This is a genomic window from Claveliimonas bilis (assembly GCF_020892095.1).
GTDB classification, from domain to species: domain Bacteria; phylum Bacillota; class Clostridia; order Lachnospirales; family Lachnospiraceae; genus Claveliimonas; species Claveliimonas bilis.
Genome location: NZ_AP024845.1, coordinates 1,615,540 through 1,633,367, shown reverse-complemented (window position 1 = coordinate 1,633,367; position 17,828 = coordinate 1,615,540). Strand labels below are relative to the sequence as shown.

Genomic DNA, 17,828 nt, shown 5'->3' with positions numbered 1-17,828 from the left:
AGTGCCTCCTTATACAAAGCGGGGATGGAACCAATCGTCCCATCCCCATCTCTTTTTCCTAAATTTCGTACCAGTAAATGCCGTTTGCTTCCAGATCCAGATCAAAGCTTGTACCGTCTCCTTTATATACGGTAGTGCTCTGCGGCTCATAAGTATTGTTTACTACACAATATTTTCCATTCTTTACATAAGCATGTACTTCCACGTTGTAGTTGGTGCTGAACCATTTGCAAAGATCATCTTCGTCATGGGAAGACCAGATAATGGAACGGTACAGAAGTCTGCTGTTTTCAAAGCTGTAAGGAAGTCCGCTGATGTATACGCAGCGTCCTTTTCCAAATTCATTGACTGCCAGCTGTACTTCCTGGTTTGTCTGTTTCAGAATTGTTGTTCCCTCATATGCATAGATATTTTTCTTGCCTTCTCCAAAGTCGATTTCACCTTTGCAGTCCTCTGTGATGAAATGGTCATGCTCATCCCAGTTATATTTATCCACATTAAGAGTGAATCCGTTTTCTTCCTCTACACCCATAACGGTAGCAAGCTGGAAGAAGTGTCCCTCATGCTGATGTGCTGCCGGTTCGCCTACGCCGATGAAACCTCCTCCGTTGTAAATGAATTTCTTTACAGCGGTTATGATTCTTTCATCTGTCCAGTTTTCTCCTCCGGAATAAGCGGTATCGGCATCTCCCACATTGAGAATAACGTCAATATCATTCAGGATATCCGGATTGTTTCTGATATCATCAAAGCTGATAAACTGTACGTCAAACGGTGCGCCGCTCAATGCCTCGATCACTCCTGCATAGGAATAATTCTGCTTATAGTAAATAGCGTGGTGTACCATGTGGTTGCCCCATGCCCGCATTTTACCCCAGCAGTTCAGGACTGCAACTTTTTTCACACAGTAAGGTGTCGTTCCTTTAATATTATCATACAGGGTACGGAACTCCTGGCATACGCTCTCTACATAGTCGATAAATTCCGGGAACTGCATTGCCAGCTTCAGGTATCCGCCGTATCCGATACGGTCGATCGGCTTACGCAGGATCGCACGTCTTGCTGTCACCCAGTTTACCTTGGCTTCCTTTACAGGATCTCCGCCTTCGTGGAAGGTATCCGGGAAGAAGTACGGAAGCAGACGTCCTTCTGTGTATTTTACGCCTTCAATATCGCTGATAAGACGGAGCGTAGCGCCGTTGCCGACACTTCCCACAACAGCGTCAAGTCCTACCTGCTTAAATTCATCCATAAACGGTTCCATTCCGATCCAGTGATCTCCCAGGAACATCATAGCTTCCTTGCCGCACTCATGGGTGATATCTACCATCTCTTTTGCCAGTTTTGTGACTTCTCTTCTCTGGAAGTCCTGGAAATCCCGAAATTCCTTGGACGGAATGCGGTAAGTATTGTTCATGTATCCCTGATCAATGATATATTCCGGACGGAATTTATATCCTACTTCCTGTTCAAACTGTTCCAGAATGTAGGGACTTACTGATGCAGAGTATCCATACCAGTCTACGTATTTTTCCCTTGCTAACTCATCGAAGATCAATGTAAACTGATGGAAAAATGTAGTGTACCGGATCACATCAATATGGGGATTGTCTGCAATATATTTGCGGAGACGCTCCATGGAATATTTATGAGTTTTCGGCTGACGCACATCAAAGGTGATCTGCTTCTCAAAATTGGTCCATCCATTTGTTACGGCATTGTACATATGCACCGGATCCCACATGATATAAGCCAGAAAGCTGACAGTATAATCATGAAATTCCTTTGCATCGTGAATAATCACATCGCCTTTCCCGGCGTCATAGCTCCACTGTGAAACCGGAACAATTTCTCCTGTTGTCCGGTCGATCACTTCCCACCATCTCTCAATATCATCATGGTCGTTTACTTTAAGCATATCCGGATACAGATGATTCATCAGATGAATGGAAAGCTCGCTTTCTACTGCTGTATAAAACGGCGTCATAATATACATCTGTTGGATTTCTTCCGGATTCGCCTTGGCCCAGGCATTGTCTTTTCTTGTTGTATAATAAGTGGAATATACCTTGGCGTCCACATCCCGAAGCTCTTCCGGATAATCTGTACCGTCACAGTCACGGATGGCGTCCGCCCCCCAGCGTTCCACCAGTTCCAATGTCTCCGGTACTACATCTACATCTGTGGGAATGGTAACTCTTCCTTTTGTACGTTCTTTCACAATAGATCTCCTTTCCTTTTAAACACAATTTACAGTTGCTCCTCTCTCAGCAAAACCGCACCTGCCGGAGAGTCTGTCTCTTTTCATAAGCATAGGAGAAAAACTTTTTCCCGTCAATTTTCATATTGTTGACATTTTTAGTATTCTTGCTATTTTTTATTTGACTTTACCCCTTATCTCCAAAATGATAAAATAAATAAAAATCCCCTGGAAAAGGAGAACGGAAAATGAAAGAAAGAAAAGCGGTCTATGTCCTCTTTATTTTAATACAAAGTCTTGTCTACGGCATCGGAAATCCATTAACTAAAACTGCTTATGACTCCATTACTCCATTCTGGCTTCTCACGTTTCGCTTTGCCCTGGCCTTCCTCCTTCTTTTTCTGTGGAGAGGTCGGAAAATTGCAGGTCAGCTTAAGGACGTCAGCTGGACTGTCTGGATGCCTTCCGCCCTGTGCTGCGCCGGAGCTTATATTTCCTGCAATCTGGCTCTGAACCTGACTGCAGCCACCAATGTAGGCTTTATCATGTCCCTGCCCGTTCTTTTCGCTCCTTTGCTTTCCACCATTGTTCTTCGCACTCCCTACCAATGGAAACGCCTTCCCCTGCAGCTTATTACTGTAATCGGACTGTTTCTTCTCTGCTGCAATACGGGCACCTTTACCTTTGGTCCCGGAGAAGCTCTTGCACTCTTCGACGCTCTGTGTCTTGCAGGACTCCTTGTCTTCGGTGAGCAGGCTATCTCGCAGATGGATGTTACTTCTGTCACCACGCTGCAGGTAGGTGTCACCATGCTTATCAGTCTGGTCTGCGCCTTCATCTTTGACGATCTGTCTGTACCTGGCCGAGTAGATTTTAATGCGTGGATGGTTGTCATTTATCTTGCCGTTATATGTACGATTTTTGCCTACCTCCTTCAGAACAGCGCTGTGGAACATTTATCCGCCTCCACAGTCTCCATGCTGCAGTGCACACAGCCTATTCTGACTGCCATTGTAGCCTATTTTCTGCTGGATGAACGATTAAACAGCGCCGGACTCGCCGGCGCCGCTGTGATTGTGATCTGTCTTTTGGCAGATGGAGCGATGAACCAGGTGCCGCCGCAATGATCCGAAAGCACAGTGGATCCAGGTAACGATCACCTGTACTTTCTGTCATACAGTAAAGCCGCGATCAATACGACCAGACAAGAACCGGCATTATGTACCAGGGCGCCGGTTGTCGGGTTAAGTACTTCCATAAGTGAAAGCAGGATTGCTGCAAAGTTAATACACATGGACAGAGTAATACTCACCTTGATCGTGTTTACTGTTGTGTTGGACAGCCATTTCAAATAGGGAATCTGGGAAATATTATCGCTCATAAGAGCGACTTCTGCCGCATCCACTGCAATATCACTTCCCATACTTCCCATTGCTACACTGACATCCGCTGTTTTCAGCGCCGGTGCATCATTGACGCCGTCCCCGATCATGCATACCTTATGTCCTTCCTCCTGGAGTTTTTCAATATTCTTTACTTTTTCTTCCGGAAGTAATTCAGCACGGACTTCCGATATCCCAGCATGTTCTGCAAAATAATCGGCTGCCTTTTTGCTGTCACCGGTGAGAAGAAGCGTCCATGTCCGCATATCAGCCAGACGTTCTGCCATGTCTTTCACATCGGGTCTTAGTACATCAGAAAGCGCCAGTACTCCTATACACCGTTCCTCATCGGATATAAGGACAGAGGCTTTTCCCTGCATCCGGAACCGTTCCAGAGCTGACTGCACGGCGCCATCTGCAAAAACCCCGTACTCGGCAAGAAATTTTTCACTTCCCAGGTACAGTCTGCGTCCCTCGATTTCCGCACAGATCCCTCTTCCCGCTGTCATCTTGAAACTTTTTGCTTCCGACAACATAATTCCCTTTCCTCTGGCATATTCCACAATCGCTTTCCCCAATGGATGCTCACTCTTTGACTCAGCTGAAGCCGCAAGAAACAAAAGTTCTTCCCGGCTGACATCTGTATCAAAAGTAAGGATATCGCTGACTTCCAGTCGGCCATATGTCAAAGTACCTGTTTTATCAAATGCGATGGTATCTACTTTCCCCATTTTTTCAAGGGCTTCTCCTGATTTGATGATCACACCGTGCTTTGCCGCCTGCCCGATTGCCGCCATAACCGCTGTAGGTGTCGCCAGCACAAGGGCACAGGGGCAAAATACAACCAAAACAGTAACCGCTGTCACAATATTGCCGGTTCCTATGTATGCTCCTATAGCGATCAAAAGAGCGACCGGAACAAGATAGCTTGCACATTTATCGGCAATGCGCTGCATGGGCGCCTGCTTATTCTCCGCTTCCTGCACCATGTGGATCAGCTTCTGCAGCGAACTGTCTTCTCCCACCTTTGTCGCTTTCATATCGACAGCACCAAAACAATTGAGTGTACCGCTAAATACTGCATCTCCCTCGTTTTTATCGACGGGAAGGGATTCCCCTGTCATAACAGACTGATCCACCGTTGTTTCCCCGCTGATGATCTGTCCATCCACCGGTATTTTTTCACCGGGAAGCACTCGAAGGATATCCCCTTTTCTTATTTCTCCGGCAGGTATGATCTCTTCCCTGCCGTCAGATAAACGGCGTCCTGTTACCGGCGCAAGGTTTATCAGCTCTTTCAGCCCTTTCTTTGCCCGGTTGGTCGTAGCCTCCTCAAGAAGCGCTCCGATCGCCATGATAAACGCCACCTCTCCTGCCGCGAACAGATCTCCAATGGCAATGGCCGAAAACATGGCTATGCAGATAAGAAGCGCCGAAGAAATTTTACTGATCCCCCGGTTGTAAATCATTCTCCAGACAGCCAGATAGAGAAGCGGCAGTCCGCTGATTATAATTGTTACCCAGGCCGGATCAAATGGCAGGAAGTCCCACACCTCCATTCTCTCTCCAAACTCCCCCGTCAGATGCGGGATCAGATCCAGAAGCAAAAAGGCACCTGCCACGATCGTCATAGGCAGTCCTGCCAGAAAATCATTCATTCTTTTTACCATATCGCTCCTCCAATCCGTGCTATGATAAAATCTGTTCACTCTTGACATTCATTTCCCGTTTTCATACAATAAATTCATTAACAAACATTTTGTTCTCTTTTATTGTAGAAAGTACCTGAACAAATTACAATGGATAATTAATGCCCGATGTTTCCTACAGAACATTTCAGAAAATCTGTACGGAATTTCAGGTATTTCTTAGACCAATTTTATGAAAGAGGAGACCATTATGGACAGACGGCAGCAAAAAACACGCACTGCGATCTTCACAGCGTTTAGTACACTTTTATCCGAAAAAAGCTACAGCAAAATTACTGTACAGGAGATCATTGACAGTGCAAATGTAGGGCGAACAACCTTTTATGCCCATTTTGAAACAAAAGATGATCTTCTGAAAGCCTTATGCGAAGAATTATTCGGTCATATTATCAGCAGCGCTGCAGACTGTACTCACACCCACGGACTCTATTCAGAAGGCAGGGTGCCCGACTCTGTGTTCTGCCACCTTCTTCAACACCTTAAGGAAAATAATCGCCATATCCTGGATCTGCTTTCCTGTGAAAACAATGAAATTTTCCTTCGCTATTTTAAAGATAGTCTGAATAAACTGGTGCAGATACAGTTTGTGGAGCAAAAAAGAAATCGAAACTCCCTGCTCCCAACTGACTTTTTAATCAATCACATTTCTTCCAGCTTTGTAGAAATGGTCCTATGGTGGATCAAGGGTGGACAAAAACAAAGCCCTGAAGAGCTGGATCAATATTTTCGCTTTGTTATGGAACCGATTTTATAACTGAAGTTTTCCAAAAAAATCAGCTCTGCAAAACTCCTGTAAAGTTTTGCAGAGCCTTTATTAAGAAGATATATCGTTTAGCGTGTAAACAACTCCAAAGAAGAAAACATTTTATGCAGCCTGTGTTCATCAAAGGGAAGATATTCTGCAACAGTAAAGCCCACAACATCTGCTTTTCCTGTTATAAGCTTCAGAATGCCGGAAAGATCTTCCACTGTCATTCTTCCTCCGCCGCTTCCGTCCCCCACCAGCTCTCCGTTTGCAAAGTAGGTGGAATGGAAAAGCCCCGGATCCAGCACATCAATGTCCAGATGAACCAGGATATGATCAAAACGCTCTGTAAATTCTAAAATTTCTTTCTCGGAAACAAATTCTTCCGTCTGAACTTTAAAATTGACTTTCGCATTCCGTAAAAACTGTTCCTGATAATCGTGAAGTCCCTGAAGTCCCACATACAAAATTTCATCCGCCTGAAACTTTCTGTTCTTCATCAGTCCGGAAAGAGCAGGATCTCCGGATCCCATAAGAGAACCCAGAACCATAGCATGGGCATTGGGATACTCATCCTTCACCTGGGACACATCAGGGTGCGCATCAATCCAGATGATTCCCAAATTATCGTAAAGACCATGGAGATAATCAAATGACGCCTGGGACACGATGCAGTTTCCACCGATGGTAATGATCCTATCAGGCTTCTCCTGCTCAAGGATCTCCATGGCACTGCGGATTCCCGCTGTTACCTCCTCTTTGGCGTATATCCCGTCCGTTACCTGGCGTTCTTTCCCATCGGGCGGGGCAACAGGTACTTTAAGCAGAGGCTGGTTTTCATTCTCCGGAAGAATATGCGCCAGCAAATTGGCACCGAAATAGTAAGTTTCCAGTCCTCCGCTTAAATAGTCAGGATAAAGTAATCGAATCGTTTTCATCAGTCTTCCTCCTTCAGACGATTTTTATCTCCCCATTCACACATGCCGTCCAGGATAGGGATAAGTGATTTTCCCCTTTCTGTCAGGCTGTACTCCACTTTGGGAGGAATCTGGGGATATTCCTCCCGGTGGACAAGTTTGTCTGCTTCCAGTTCCTTTAGTGTAGAGCTTAAGGTCTTATAAGAGATTCCGCCAATATATTTTTTCATCTCATTAAACCGCACTACGCCAAATTCCATTAAAGTGTACAGAATCGTCATTTTGTATTTTCCGTTGATCAAAGATAACGTATAACTGAATCCGGTTGAGCCAAGACTTTCATCTGATATGCAGCGTTTGCTCATTTTACACTCTCCTTTTAGTAAGTATCACACTTTAATATGTGTACTTGTCTTTTATCTTATTCTTGCTATGATTATTATAATATCAGTAATAAAAAGAGTCAATTTCACGCTTCCATCACATGGATCGTTTGTCCGGAAAACTCTTCTTCCGGAGTAAAATTTTCTTCTATCCCTTCTGTCAGGTAGATCTCTCCGTCCAATGTCATAAGCAGCATATCAAATCCGCCGTATGTCTCCCAGTACTGTATTCCTTCCTCCAGCCCCATAACAAAGATAGCCGTGGAAAGGGCGTCGCAAAGTACCCCGCTGTCTCCAATGATCGTTACAGAAGCCAGATCACTGTCAGCAGGCCGTCCGGTTGCAGGGTCCAGAATATGCCAGTAAGTGGTTCCGTCTTCACCGGTAAAATAACGTTCATATCCTCCGGAAGTCACAACCGCGCAGTCCTGTGCCTCTAAAGTCCCAAAGCTCCCATCTTCAAAAGGATTTCTGATGCCAAGCCTCCATTTTGTCCCATCCGGCTTTGGTCCTACCATCTGGATATTTCCTCCGATATCCAGAAGCGCTGAAGTAACACCCTGCTCTTTCAGATGATCGGCAAGAAGTTCCCCGGTATATCCTTTTCCCACCGCCCCCAGATCCAGCTGCATTCCTTCCGGCAATGTAACCGCATGGTTTTCCAGCGTAACTTTTTCATATCCGGTAAGCGAAAGCAATTCCTGTATTTCTTCATCCGAGGGGATCCGATATTCCTGGTCAATAAATCCCCAGGCACTTACAAGGGGATAAATGGTAGGATCAAGGGCTCCTTGTGTCTGTCCGGACATTTCCAGCGCAAAGCGGAGTAAATTTTCTGTTTCCGTGCTAAGAGGCACCGGCCGCCCGTTACTGTGATTTGCGGCGTAAATCTCACTGTTTTCGTCAGTAACGGACCACAAAGATTCCCATTCTTCTACATACGAGACCGCCTCATCCAGTGCCGCGTCTGCCTGCTCTCCATAAGCTGTAAAATTCATATAAGTTCCCATGGCAAACAATTCGGCCGTATGCTCCTGCACAGATGCTTCCTGCGAGCCGGCACACCCTGAAAGGAATAGAGAAAATGCCGCTGTAAGCGCAGAAAATGAAAGAAACCGTTTATTTCTCATCCTGCTGCTGTTTCCTCCTCCTTGCCGTGCATGTTTGAATCCCTTTTGCTCCATAGTGAGCCAGGAATACAAACAATCCCATAATGGCAATGTATTCCGTAAAAAACAAAGGAAGGGGCCGTTCAAAATCAAAGAACACAAAGTGCGCAGTCAAAAACATATAGGAAAGAAATTGATTTTTTACAAAAGCATAAAGTCCGTAAACAGCGATCACCGCACCTGCTACGCGAAGGATCCCTTTGACCGGCTTTGATGAAACCGGGCCGCATGCTTTCCGTATCATTCCAAGGATCATATTCCAGTGGAGCCCAAGATGCAGCGCCATCAGAACAAATGCCCAGAAAACGCATAGAATGTGCATAGGACGAGCCAGTGCAATACCGCCTGAAATAGGTAAAAACGCAAAAACTTCTCTGGACAAGATCACCGCGCTTACCATTGTTCCGATCATAGCGAGTAAAAGCAGCAGATTTACGACCACCTGTATCACACGGAAAGGGGTATATTTCCCTTTCGCCAAATGTCTGTGCCACTTAAAATTCAAAATATGGTGTATGATCCAGAGGATAAATATTCCCGCTCCCAGCCATTCGTGAGCAGACTCTCCTGTAATCTGTCTTCCCATCAAAAACAGGAGCAGAATTGTCATAACAAAATCAACAGAGATTTTGACGATCATTTTAGGGTTCATGGTGTTTCTCCTTTTGAAAAATCCTCTCTTGGCCTGTCAGCAGTCGTTTTATCCCTTCAGCCCTGCAACCCAGTCTGCCACATCGCTCTGGGCATCCGGTACACTGTTTCGGGAGATTTCCAGACCATCTTCTATTACCGTTGCTTCAGGCTGGAGTTCCTGGATCGTCTGAATGGTTCCGGAAAATCCGCTTCCCCCATGTGCCGTAAATGGAATGATAGTCTTTCCGCTGAAATCATATTCTTCCAGGAAGGTATACAAAGGCATAGGAAGATCAGCATTCCAGTTAGGATAACCCAGAAAGATCACGTCGTAATCATCTAAATTCTCAATCTGCGAGGCAAGTTCAGGCCTTGCGTTCTCAGAGAGCTCGTTATAAGCAAAATCCAGCAGTTCATCATGTGTGCCGGGATATTCCTGTACCGTCTCAATGCGGAAGAGATCTCCTCCTGCTTCCTGCTGGATAAGCTGTGCAATATACTGATTATTTCCCAGAACTTCTCCGTCAACAACAACACGGCTTGCTCCTGCAACTGTATCGGTTCCGTCTGTCTCAGGAACAGAAAAATAAGCGATCAGAATATTCCCGTCTAATGAAGGCAGCGCTGCTGTATCTGATGTATTCGACGTATCCGCTCCTCCGTTTCCAGTCTGCTCCTGCTGATCACTACTGCAGGCAGTTAGAGAAAGAACCAAAGTGGAAGAAAGAATAAATGCTGCTAATTTTTTCATGATAAAATACTCCTTTACTATTTGTTATCTATGTCAACAGATTTCCAAGCTCCTGAATCCACGGCTCAATATCATTCAGATCATTTGCGGTAAGTCCCTCTGCAATCTCTGCATCCGGGCAAAGCTCACTGAAAATATGGAGACTGTTGTCAATGTCATCGCTGGCGCTGGTGCAGAAGGGGATGATCGTCTTACCTGAAAAATCGTTCTCTGCAAGAAAAGTCGCAATCATAGCCGGAGCTTCATCCCACCAAATCGGATAGTAAACCGGAGGTCGTTTTCCCCAGCCCTTGATTTTACTGAGCTTAACGGTATACAAAAGTGTGTTTTGTGTTTCCACATTCCCCAGAATAGTTATTCCAGGAACCCAATCTCCAGCAGTTCCTGAGCAATCTCCCTACTCTTCACTCTCATCAAACCATCTTCTTCCTTTGCATTAGACAGCAGATTCACACTTCCATACCAGACGATTTCTCTGTCAATCAAAGCAAAATGTTCATGCATCCCCGTCTTCTCCAGCACAGTCACTCCCGATTCTATCAGTTCGGTAATCAGTCCTTTCGTCTTTTCAATTCGCTGTTGTGGGTAATTGTCCGCCGACAGCGTCAGTAGTGTGATCTTCACACCGCTATCATGTCGTTCTTCCAAAGTTTTTAAAATTCTGTGTACCCCCTTTACACCGATTCCAGGGCTGGAAATCACAATCTCCGTATCGGCTTGCGCCACATCTCTTTCAAATACAGACGTATAGGATTCGCTGTCAAATATGGCATTAGTCTCCTGCTTTTTCTCTGCCTCATTCATAACGATCTCATATCCGATCTTCTTATATACTCTCAGTCTTTTATAATACATTTTATCCAATACACGGATATGCGCATCCACATAGTCATATATGATGACCTTCCGTTTGCCTTCATAATCCCTGTGTAGTCTTCCGGAATACTGCTCCACATTCCCCTGCCAGGCAATGGGAGTTGTCAGCATCATTGTGTCTAGCCTTGGGTAGTTAAAACCTTCTCCGATATATTGTCCGATGGCAACAAGAACCATTGATTCATTTACCGGAACATTTTTCATATTCTCACGGATCTGCTCGTTTTCCTTTCTGCTTCTGCCGCCTTTAAGCAGGAATATATGATCCGCCTTATCCCGGAGCATAGCGAGCAATATATCTGCATGATCTCTGAATTTTGTCAAAACGAGTGGAGTCCTGCCTTGCCTCAGACATTCTTCTACATCAGATATAATTTGCCTGTTTCTCACATCACTGCCGCGCACTGCGGCATATGCTTCATTGATCTTCCAGTCCTGTCCTGTAGTATTGATCAGCCTTGTAAATCTCGGATATACATAATGCGCAATTCCCTGAAGTTTCACTTTATCTTTTGCGCTGAAACGGTATCTGACTGGTCCGATCTGCATAAATATTTTTTGTTCCTGTCCGTCATCCCGTTTGGGAGTTGCGGTCAGGCCATAAACATATCTGGCAGAGACTTCTTTCACTACTGCCTCTGCGGTATCCGATGCACAGTGATGACATTCATCTATGAGTACCATTCCATAATCCTTCACAACTGTATCAATATTTCCAGGTTTTCCAAGAGATGATATCATCACCACATCAATAATCCCTGTCATGGAATCATGTCCTGCATAGCGGGTTCCGATCACACTTTTTCTCCGTTTCACACGCCCCTTCGGCGTCGTGTACTCAGGCGGTTCTTCGTTAATATCAAGGAATTTCTGAAGATCTTCCACCCAGTTATTCATAATTTCCTTATTATGTACCAATATAAGAGTATTCATCTTTCTTGCTGCAATCAGATAAGCACCTACTGCTGTTTTTCCAAAGGCGGTCGCTGCATGCAGGATTCCATTTTCATACCGCAGCATTTGTTCTGACGCTTTTCTTTGCTCCGGATAAAGTTCCGCAGAAAAATCCACACAGATACTCTTTCCTTTTTGTCTCTCATCACTGACCTCATACGGGATTCCTGCTTCCTTCAGCTTTTCTGACAGGATTTCCCTGAGGCCTCGTGGAATGCGGATGTAATCATCAAACTCTTCAAAACATGCCACAATCCTCGGGTTATCTCTGTTAGAGAACCCCATCGCGTGATTTTTATAATATTGAGGATTGCTATACGCAGCCATACGACGTAAGGTGTTCTGCATCCTTGGCTGAAGATTTTCCTTTTCAATGTATATTCCATTTGCAAGGACAAGTTGAATCTGTCCGGAAACATCTTCCGGATAAAACTGAAGTTTTCTCTTCTTCCAGGGCTTTGACTTCTTGCCAGATTTCTGACTTGCAGTCTGCTGACTATGACCGTTCAACGCTGCTTTTTGCAGGTTTTCCACATTATCTTCTGATACCTCTCCATTTTCCTCTTTGTCCATATTTTCAAGATCTGAGAGCGCGCCTAAGACTCCATCTTCCGCCCATTCATTTATCTTCTTATCAATAAATTCTTTCGACAGTTTCTTTACGTTCTGTAACTGCTGCCACTGATTCGGATATACATTCCAATCCTGATCTATAAATGCACTGTTTCCCTTTTTTAATGCCTGTCCCTGTAAAGGAAGCGCGATCAGATTTCCAAGTCCGCCCACAGGCATATGATCCTGAGCCGGGAGCATCCTGTCGTATGTCCGAAAGCTCTTTTGATTTACAGACTCCGCTCCTTTTGTCAGAAGTGCAGTGCCAAAAAGCCTTGCTGTTCTCGCCGGAACAGGTTCCTGAAAAAACATCCAGATATGCGCTCCTTTTCCAGAACGAGAACGCTCTGTCAGGATACCCACTCCATAAATCCTGCAAATCTCGCGCAGAGCATTTACTTCTTCCCTCCAGAGTTCATCTGTATTGGCATAATCATCCCCATTCGTAGTATCATCATGATTATCAAAATCAAATACAAGGAAATTGCAAGTCTCATCAGGCAGCATAGGGTAGACGCCTATCACGTCCGAACAATCTTCTCTTGCACCTATCAAATGCTGCATGATCACTTTGCCTGTAAGCTCTTTGTAATGCTGTTCCGGGCAGTCCGCACATTTTATTTTCTTTTTTTCATATTTCGGACAAATACCCGGCTTCCAGTAATTCCAGCATTGCGTATAATATCCTGTTTTCCCGGTCTTAGGATTCGGCTTTCCTGCTCTTTTACTGTATACATCTTTCCGTCCTTTGAAAAAAGAATAGAAATACTGGGCGTGCTTCTGAGTGATCATTTCCGGGATGATAAATTGCTCCCTGACTGTTTCCGTTTCACTCATGACAGAATCCTTCTGCAGAGCAGCCGGTCTTTCCTTTTCCTGAATACCTTTTCCATAGGGAATACCTGCTTGGGACAAAAGTAACTGAAGGCACTTAATTTCTTCATTTAATAAACGGATTTCTTCTCTCTGTTCCCGAATAATCTTATCTTTATTATCCATATTTTTACCTGTTTGATTTCTAAAAAGAAATGTCCTGTATAATTTTTCTCATATTCTTAATGGTATCCTCATAAGACACAAAGTCTTCTGTAAAATAACTGGTGATAGACTGATAATCTTCTTCATAAAAGGAATTATCACAAAACTCTGTAATAATGGCAGATACATCTACTCCTTCTTTTGCGGATGGACATACAGTCATTTGAGCCCGATGCTCCCTGACCTCTTTGACTAATGAGACAAACTTATTATCAAAATCAATGAGCGGAGTAAGTTTATAGACATCATACAAATGACGCGAATACCGTTTTGATTTCCCCTGCATATAATAATCGCAAAGAGCAAAAATCTTATCAATATAAGTCCTTTCCAACGACTGTAAATTCATTGAAAATCTGTCAAGAGAAAATTGTTTTGCCAGATCTATTCGATTTCGCTTTTCCAGATAATCCCCAATATAATTATGTATCTCTAACGACTGTGTCGGAAATGCATACGACCCCAATGCAGTTTCCAGTTTTATATACTGCGGCAGTCTTTCATCTTCCAGTTCAAATACAGAAGTATATGAAAAGAAATAAGCGTTATAGTCCCTGTCGCTTTGGGTTTCATTCCAGTTTGCAATCGGCATTTCCAGTTCTTCGCTTATTCCTTTTAAAACAACATTCTTAAGTTTTTTCCTTCTACTCTCTCCTATATGCTCTTTGAAAGTAATATCAATATCTTCAGAAAAACGATTGATTATATGATATCCTTTGGATAAAGACGTCCCTCCCTTGAAAACACACAGATCAAGCTGCTCTGACAATAATTTTAGGATCAGTGTAACATAGTAATCCTTTTCTACTACTATAGGTGTTCTTCCGCTTTGCTCAGCAGTCTGTTCCACCATATCCTTAAACATTTCTCTATCCTTATGAAGATACATACTCCACCTCCGTTTCATATATTGCTTTATATATCTTAATCGGATAATTTGCAATAAACCTATCGATTTTTTTCTTTGTAATAGCATTTTTTCTGGCATATTCTGTCAAAATCCTTCCGCATTTTTCCGGCTCCATCTCTGTGCATTTTTCAATATCCTTCAGACAATCCAAAAACTGCAGCACCGGTGCATTTTCTTTCGTCACCTCCACCACTGGTCTTCTGATAAGGTATTGCCTGTTTTTAATCGTTATTTTCCTTACCAATGCCGGAGCAAAATTGCTGCTTATCTCCTGAGTAAGCGGAACCTGCGTGGATAATCCCATGCGGTTTGCCAATGTATAGCCGGAATAGTAACCCACCCGCTTTCCCCTGCGCAAGATATACTTATGAACAGCTACTGTATCCGGGGACAAAGACATTCGCTCACCGAAAATATCCGTTTTAGGGAAATAGTATACTCCCGGTTCAAATCGGCATATGGTTCCACTGTCAGTAAGTTTTTTTAAATGATATCTAAGATTTTCTTCTGTCATCCCTGGGATATCAATATCTCCGGTAAAAATAGGTTCTCCTGGAATATAATTTTCTTTCAAATATTCATATAACATAACCGCTTCCCTTTCGATAAGTAAATTATTTGCTTACTTATTGTTAGTATACTTGAAATTATTTTCTTTGTCAATCGCATCTGATTTATTCATATTGTTTCCATCTACATCACTGTTTAACAGGACATATTGTCCTATTAATGTCCTATTAAACACAGTTTTAGAAATTCAAAGTACCTTTTAAAAATACCTTTTGGCACTTTAAATGGCACATAAAAAGGCAGGATACACATGCACCCCGCCCGCATTTCTGACTATTCTGTTCTCAATATTTACAATCCCAGTCCGCTCACCCATTCCTGAACATCCGCTTCATCCGCTCCTGACCGGAATCTCATGCCCTCCTGCCAGTCACCTGTTCCTGCCATCTCCGCCAGAAGCGCGCCGCTGTCGCCCAGACCGGAGCTTGCCGATGTGCAGAAGGGGATCACCGTCTTCCCGGTAAAATCATTGGCCTCGACAAACGAATCCACGGGCCATGCCGCGATGCCCCACCAGATAGGATAGCCCACAAAAATCGTGTCATAGTCCTCTACATTATCTACACTGACTGTAATTTCGGGATGGACACCCTCTAAAATTTCCGCTTCTGCTTCTTCCTGCAAATCTCCATATTCTTCTGCCCTCTGAATTTCCGCAAGCGTTCCTCCGGTCAGGTCGGCAATCTGTCCGGCAACTTCTTCGGTATTTCCCGTATGGGAGAAGTAGGCAATCAAAATATTTCCGCCATTTGTATTGGTTTCTGCGGTTCCCGGTTCTTCGCCAGCCGCAGAAGATGATTCTGTGGAGGGACTGCTGTTTCCGCAGGCTGCCAGTACAATACTGAAAACCACTGCTAACACAAGCAATAAAAGCGTTTTTCTTATTTTCATCGTATCACCTTCCTTACCGTATATACCAGCCGGACACCATCGCCTCTTAGCCGTTCTATATTTTTTAACTGAAAAACCGCTGGGCCGCCGGCAGGGAGCAACGGTGATCTTTCAAACACTGTAACCGAATCCGGATTTCCATCTGCAACCGGTGCGATCAGCAGACTTAGTTCATCCACTACTCCCTGCTGCAGGAACGTCCAGTTGACCGTACCTCCGCCACAGATCAGCAGCCTGTTGATTCCAAATAACTGATGTAATTTCTCCACGGCCAGTTTGCTGTCCAGCCCTTCGGAACCTGCCAAAATGTAAGACACGCCATGTTTGCAAAGATAGGCTCGATAAGCTGCCGGTGTCTTCTCCGTCAGGACTTCGATTACATGAGCGTCTGGTCTGCCCGCTTTGTGGAAAGTACCGGATTCCCAGCCGATTTCCCCCTGCACGTCAACAGAAACATAGTAGAGGGGAGCCTGCTTTTCCGCAACAAAATCACCGTCAGGAACCTCTGTTCCAAAATCAGGCTCCGGTTTCCGCCATCCTGTAAATTCCTTTGTCGTTATGGTTCCATAAAGCCATGCGTCCGCCTGATATTCTGTGCGGATGCGGCCATACTCCTCACTGACGGATCGGGCGCTCTCCATTTCCATAAACTCTCCCGTGATCTTACCGTCTAATGCACTAAGAATGTGACAAATCGTATAAGGACGATTCATAGACTTTCTCCTTTCTCAGATAATTTCGATTTGCTGTAAATAGTCGAAAACATATCTTACGGCTTCATCAAAGGCGTTGCCGCTGAATCCGTGGCCCGCCCCGTCAATAACATGATAATCTACATCTTCATAAACCTCAGCCGCACGATCAGAATACAATGACCGCTATGACCACAGTTCCCATAATCCACCCCTTTTTACGCTTCATAATTGCCCTCCTTACAGACACTCCGTCAAAATTTCATAAACTTCGTCCCTGCTAAGTTCTCTTGGGCCTGATTTGATGATATTGCACGTATCTGCCACCTTGCGAAGTATATCCGGCGTGAGTTCCACTTTAGATTTTAATTGTCCCATCTTTGTAGGCAGACCACATTCCTCGATAAATGCCGTCAAAGCCTCCAATCCAGCCTCTGCATTGTCTTTTCCAAAAACTTCTTTTGCAAACCGGGTGAATTTTGCTTCTGCGTCTTTCAGGATGTGACGGTAGTATGCCGGATGAATGACAGCCAGCCCCTGTCCGTGATTACAATCTGTATAAGCGCCAAGCTGATGTTCCATCTGGTGAGCCTGGAAATCAGTAAGGCGTCCCACTTTCAAAATACCGTTCTCTGCCATAGCAGAATCCCACATCAGGTTTCCTCTTGCCTGCATGTCGTTCACATTTACAAGAAGGCGGCGCATATTGACAACTGTATTTCTCATAATAGAAAGCGCCACATCATCAGACACATTATCTGTATCTGAATTTCCCAAATATGTTTCCATTGCATGACTTAAAGTATCGAAAGCACCGGAAAGTACCTGCATTGCCGGAACCGTTGCGGTATAGGCAGGATCAAGGATAGCAAAAGAAGCAAAGGAGCCTACAATAGGACCTTTCCACATTTTTTCTTCATAAGTGATGACTGCGCCGTAGTTCATCTCTGCCCCGGTTCCGGAAGCTGTCACAACGGCTCCCATAGGGATTCCCTCTGTCGGAAATTGTCCTTTTCCGTATTCCATGTCCCAGATATCTTCCTCTGCCATAGCCTGGACAGAAATGACTTTACAGCAGTCAACGACACTGCCTCCGCCTGCAGCTAAAATAAAGTCTACATTGCGTTCTCTTGCAAGCGCTGCGCCTTCCTGTACTTTAGCATAGGTAGGATTCGGCATAATGCCGGAAAAATCCACCACTTCTTTTCCCGCCTGCTCAAGAATGTCTTTCAATTCGTCATAGACGCCGCTCTTTTTCAGTGAGCCGCCTCCGTAAGCCAGCATAACCGTTTTTCCAACCTTAGGAAGTTCCTGCTTAAGCGCGTCCGCTGCAGCTCCTTCTCCAAAATAAACTTTTGTAGGATAGGTAAAAGTAAAGTTGTTCATAATAAGTACC

At 44.4% G+C, this 17,828-nt stretch carries 16 protein-coding genes; 2 read left to right on the top strand and 14 right to left on the bottom strand.

The genetic code is table 11. From position 1 onward, the window contains the following. Positions 1 to 58: 58 nt before the first annotated feature. Positions 59 to 2,221, bottom strand: coding sequence for a 1,3-beta-galactosyl-N-acetylhexosamine phosphorylase (gene gnpA / locus EUBC25_RS07955; RefSeq protein ID WP_331471440.1), 2,163 nt, complete (start codon positions 2,219 to 2,221; stop codon positions 59 to 61). A 227-nt stretch (positions 2,222 to 2,448) separates the two neighbouring features. Between gnpA and EUBC25_RS07950 the strand changes: the two genes are divergently transcribed. Then, on the top strand, positions 2,449 to 3,327 hold the full coding sequence (locus EUBC25_RS07950) for a DMT family transporter (RefSeq protein WP_230104977.1): 879 nt from the start codon (positions 2,449 to 2,451) through the stop codon (positions 3,325 to 3,327). A gap of 29 nt (positions 3,328 to 3,356) precedes the next feature. On the opposite strand, the gene EUBC25_RS07945 is transcribed toward EUBC25_RS07950, so the two are convergent. Beyond that, on the bottom strand, positions 3,357 to 5,252 hold the full coding sequence (locus EUBC25_RS07945) for a heavy metal translocating P-type ATPase (protein ID WP_230104976.1): 1,896 nt from the start codon (positions 5,250 to 5,252) through the stop codon (positions 3,357 to 3,359). A 229-nt stretch (positions 5,253 to 5,481) separates the two neighbouring features. Here EUBC25_RS07945 and EUBC25_RS07940 point away from each other — a divergent pair, with 229 nt between their 5' ends. Beyond that, positions 5,482 to 6,045, top strand: coding sequence for a TetR/AcrR family transcriptional regulator (locus tag EUBC25_RS07940; protein WP_230104975.1), 564 nt, complete (start codon positions 5,482 to 5,484; stop codon positions 6,043 to 6,045). 77 nt (positions 6,046 to 6,122) lie between these two features. Here the strand turns inward: EUBC25_RS07940 and EUBC25_RS07935 are convergent, their stop codons facing one another. From EUBC25_RS07935 to EUBC25_RS07880, 12 genes are all read right to left on the bottom strand, one after another. Further along, a complete protein-coding gene (locus EUBC25_RS07935; RefSeq protein ID WP_230104974.1) occupies positions 6,123 to 6,974 on the bottom strand; it encodes an arginase family protein in 852 nt (283 codons plus the stop codon). Then, a complete protein-coding gene (locus tag EUBC25_RS07930; RefSeq protein WP_230104973.1) occupies positions 6,974 to 7,318 on the bottom strand; it encodes a winged helix-turn-helix transcriptional regulator in 345 nt (114 codons plus the stop codon). The genes EUBC25_RS07935 and EUBC25_RS07930 overlap by 1 nt, the downstream gene beginning before the upstream one ends. Positions 7,319 to 7,422: 104 nt before the next feature. After that, the gene (locus EUBC25_RS07925; RefSeq protein ID WP_230104972.1) at positions 7,423 to 8,466 is read right to left on the bottom strand and encodes an FAD:protein FMN transferase; all 1,044 of its coding nucleotides are present in this window, start codon (positions 8,464 to 8,466) and stop codon (positions 7,423 to 7,425) included. Then, the gene (locus EUBC25_RS07920) at positions 8,456 to 9,157 is read right to left on the bottom strand and encodes a DUF4405 domain-containing protein (RefSeq protein WP_230104971.1); all 702 of its coding nucleotides are present in this window, start codon (positions 9,155 to 9,157) and stop codon (positions 8,456 to 8,458) included. Before EUBC25_RS07920 ends, EUBC25_RS07925 begins: the two co-directional genes overlap by 11 nt. Positions 9,158 to 9,205: 48 nt before the next feature. Next, positions 9,206 to 9,889, bottom strand: coding sequence for a flavodoxin (locus EUBC25_RS07915; protein WP_230104970.1), 684 nt, complete (start codon positions 9,887 to 9,889; stop codon positions 9,206 to 9,208). A 28-nt stretch (positions 9,890 to 9,917) separates the two neighbouring features. Further along, positions 9,918 to 10,121: a flavodoxin gene (locus EUBC25_RS07910; RefSeq protein ID WP_230104969.1), complete on the bottom strand. Its 204-nt coding sequence runs from the start codon at positions 10,119 to 10,121 to the stop codon at positions 9,918 to 9,920. A 122-nt stretch (positions 10,122 to 10,243) separates the two neighbouring features. Beyond that, positions 10,244 to 13,330 carry a TOTE conflict system archaeo-eukaryotic primase domain-containing protein gene (locus EUBC25_RS07905; RefSeq protein WP_230104968.1) on the bottom strand — a complete coding sequence of 1,029 codons (3,087 nt, stop codon included), beginning with the start codon at positions 13,328 to 13,330 and terminating at the stop codon, positions 10,244 to 10,246. A gap of 19 nt (positions 13,331 to 13,349) precedes the next feature. Beyond that, on the bottom strand, positions 13,350 to 14,258 hold the full coding sequence (locus EUBC25_RS07900) for a nucleotidyl transferase AbiEii/AbiGii toxin family protein (RefSeq protein ID WP_230104967.1): 909 nt from the start codon (positions 14,256 to 14,258) through the stop codon (positions 13,350 to 13,352). Further along, on the bottom strand, positions 14,245 to 14,868 hold the full coding sequence (locus EUBC25_RS07895; RefSeq protein ID WP_230104966.1) for a DUF6088 family protein: 624 nt from the start codon (positions 14,866 to 14,868) through the stop codon (positions 14,245 to 14,247). Before EUBC25_RS07895 ends, EUBC25_RS07900 begins: the two co-directional genes overlap by 14 nt. A 272-nt stretch (positions 14,869 to 15,140) precedes the next feature. Next, the gene (locus EUBC25_RS07890; protein ID WP_230104965.1) at positions 15,141 to 15,740 is read right to left on the bottom strand and encodes a flavodoxin; all 600 of its coding nucleotides are present in this window, start codon (positions 15,738 to 15,740) and stop codon (positions 15,141 to 15,143) included. Next, positions 15,737 to 16,453 (bottom strand): dihydrofolate reductase family protein, encoded by a 717-nt coding sequence (locus EUBC25_RS07885; protein WP_230104964.1) that lies wholly within the window; start codon positions 16,451 to 16,453, stop codon positions 15,737 to 15,739. The genes EUBC25_RS07890 and EUBC25_RS07885 overlap by 4 nt, the downstream gene beginning before the upstream one ends. A gap of 219 nt (positions 16,454 to 16,672) precedes the next feature. Further along, on the bottom strand, positions 16,673 to 17,818 hold the full coding sequence (locus tag EUBC25_RS07880) for an iron-containing alcohol dehydrogenase (protein WP_230104963.1): 1,146 nt from the start codon (positions 17,816 to 17,818) through the stop codon (positions 16,673 to 16,675). Positions 17,819 to 17,828 lie beyond the last annotated feature (10 nt).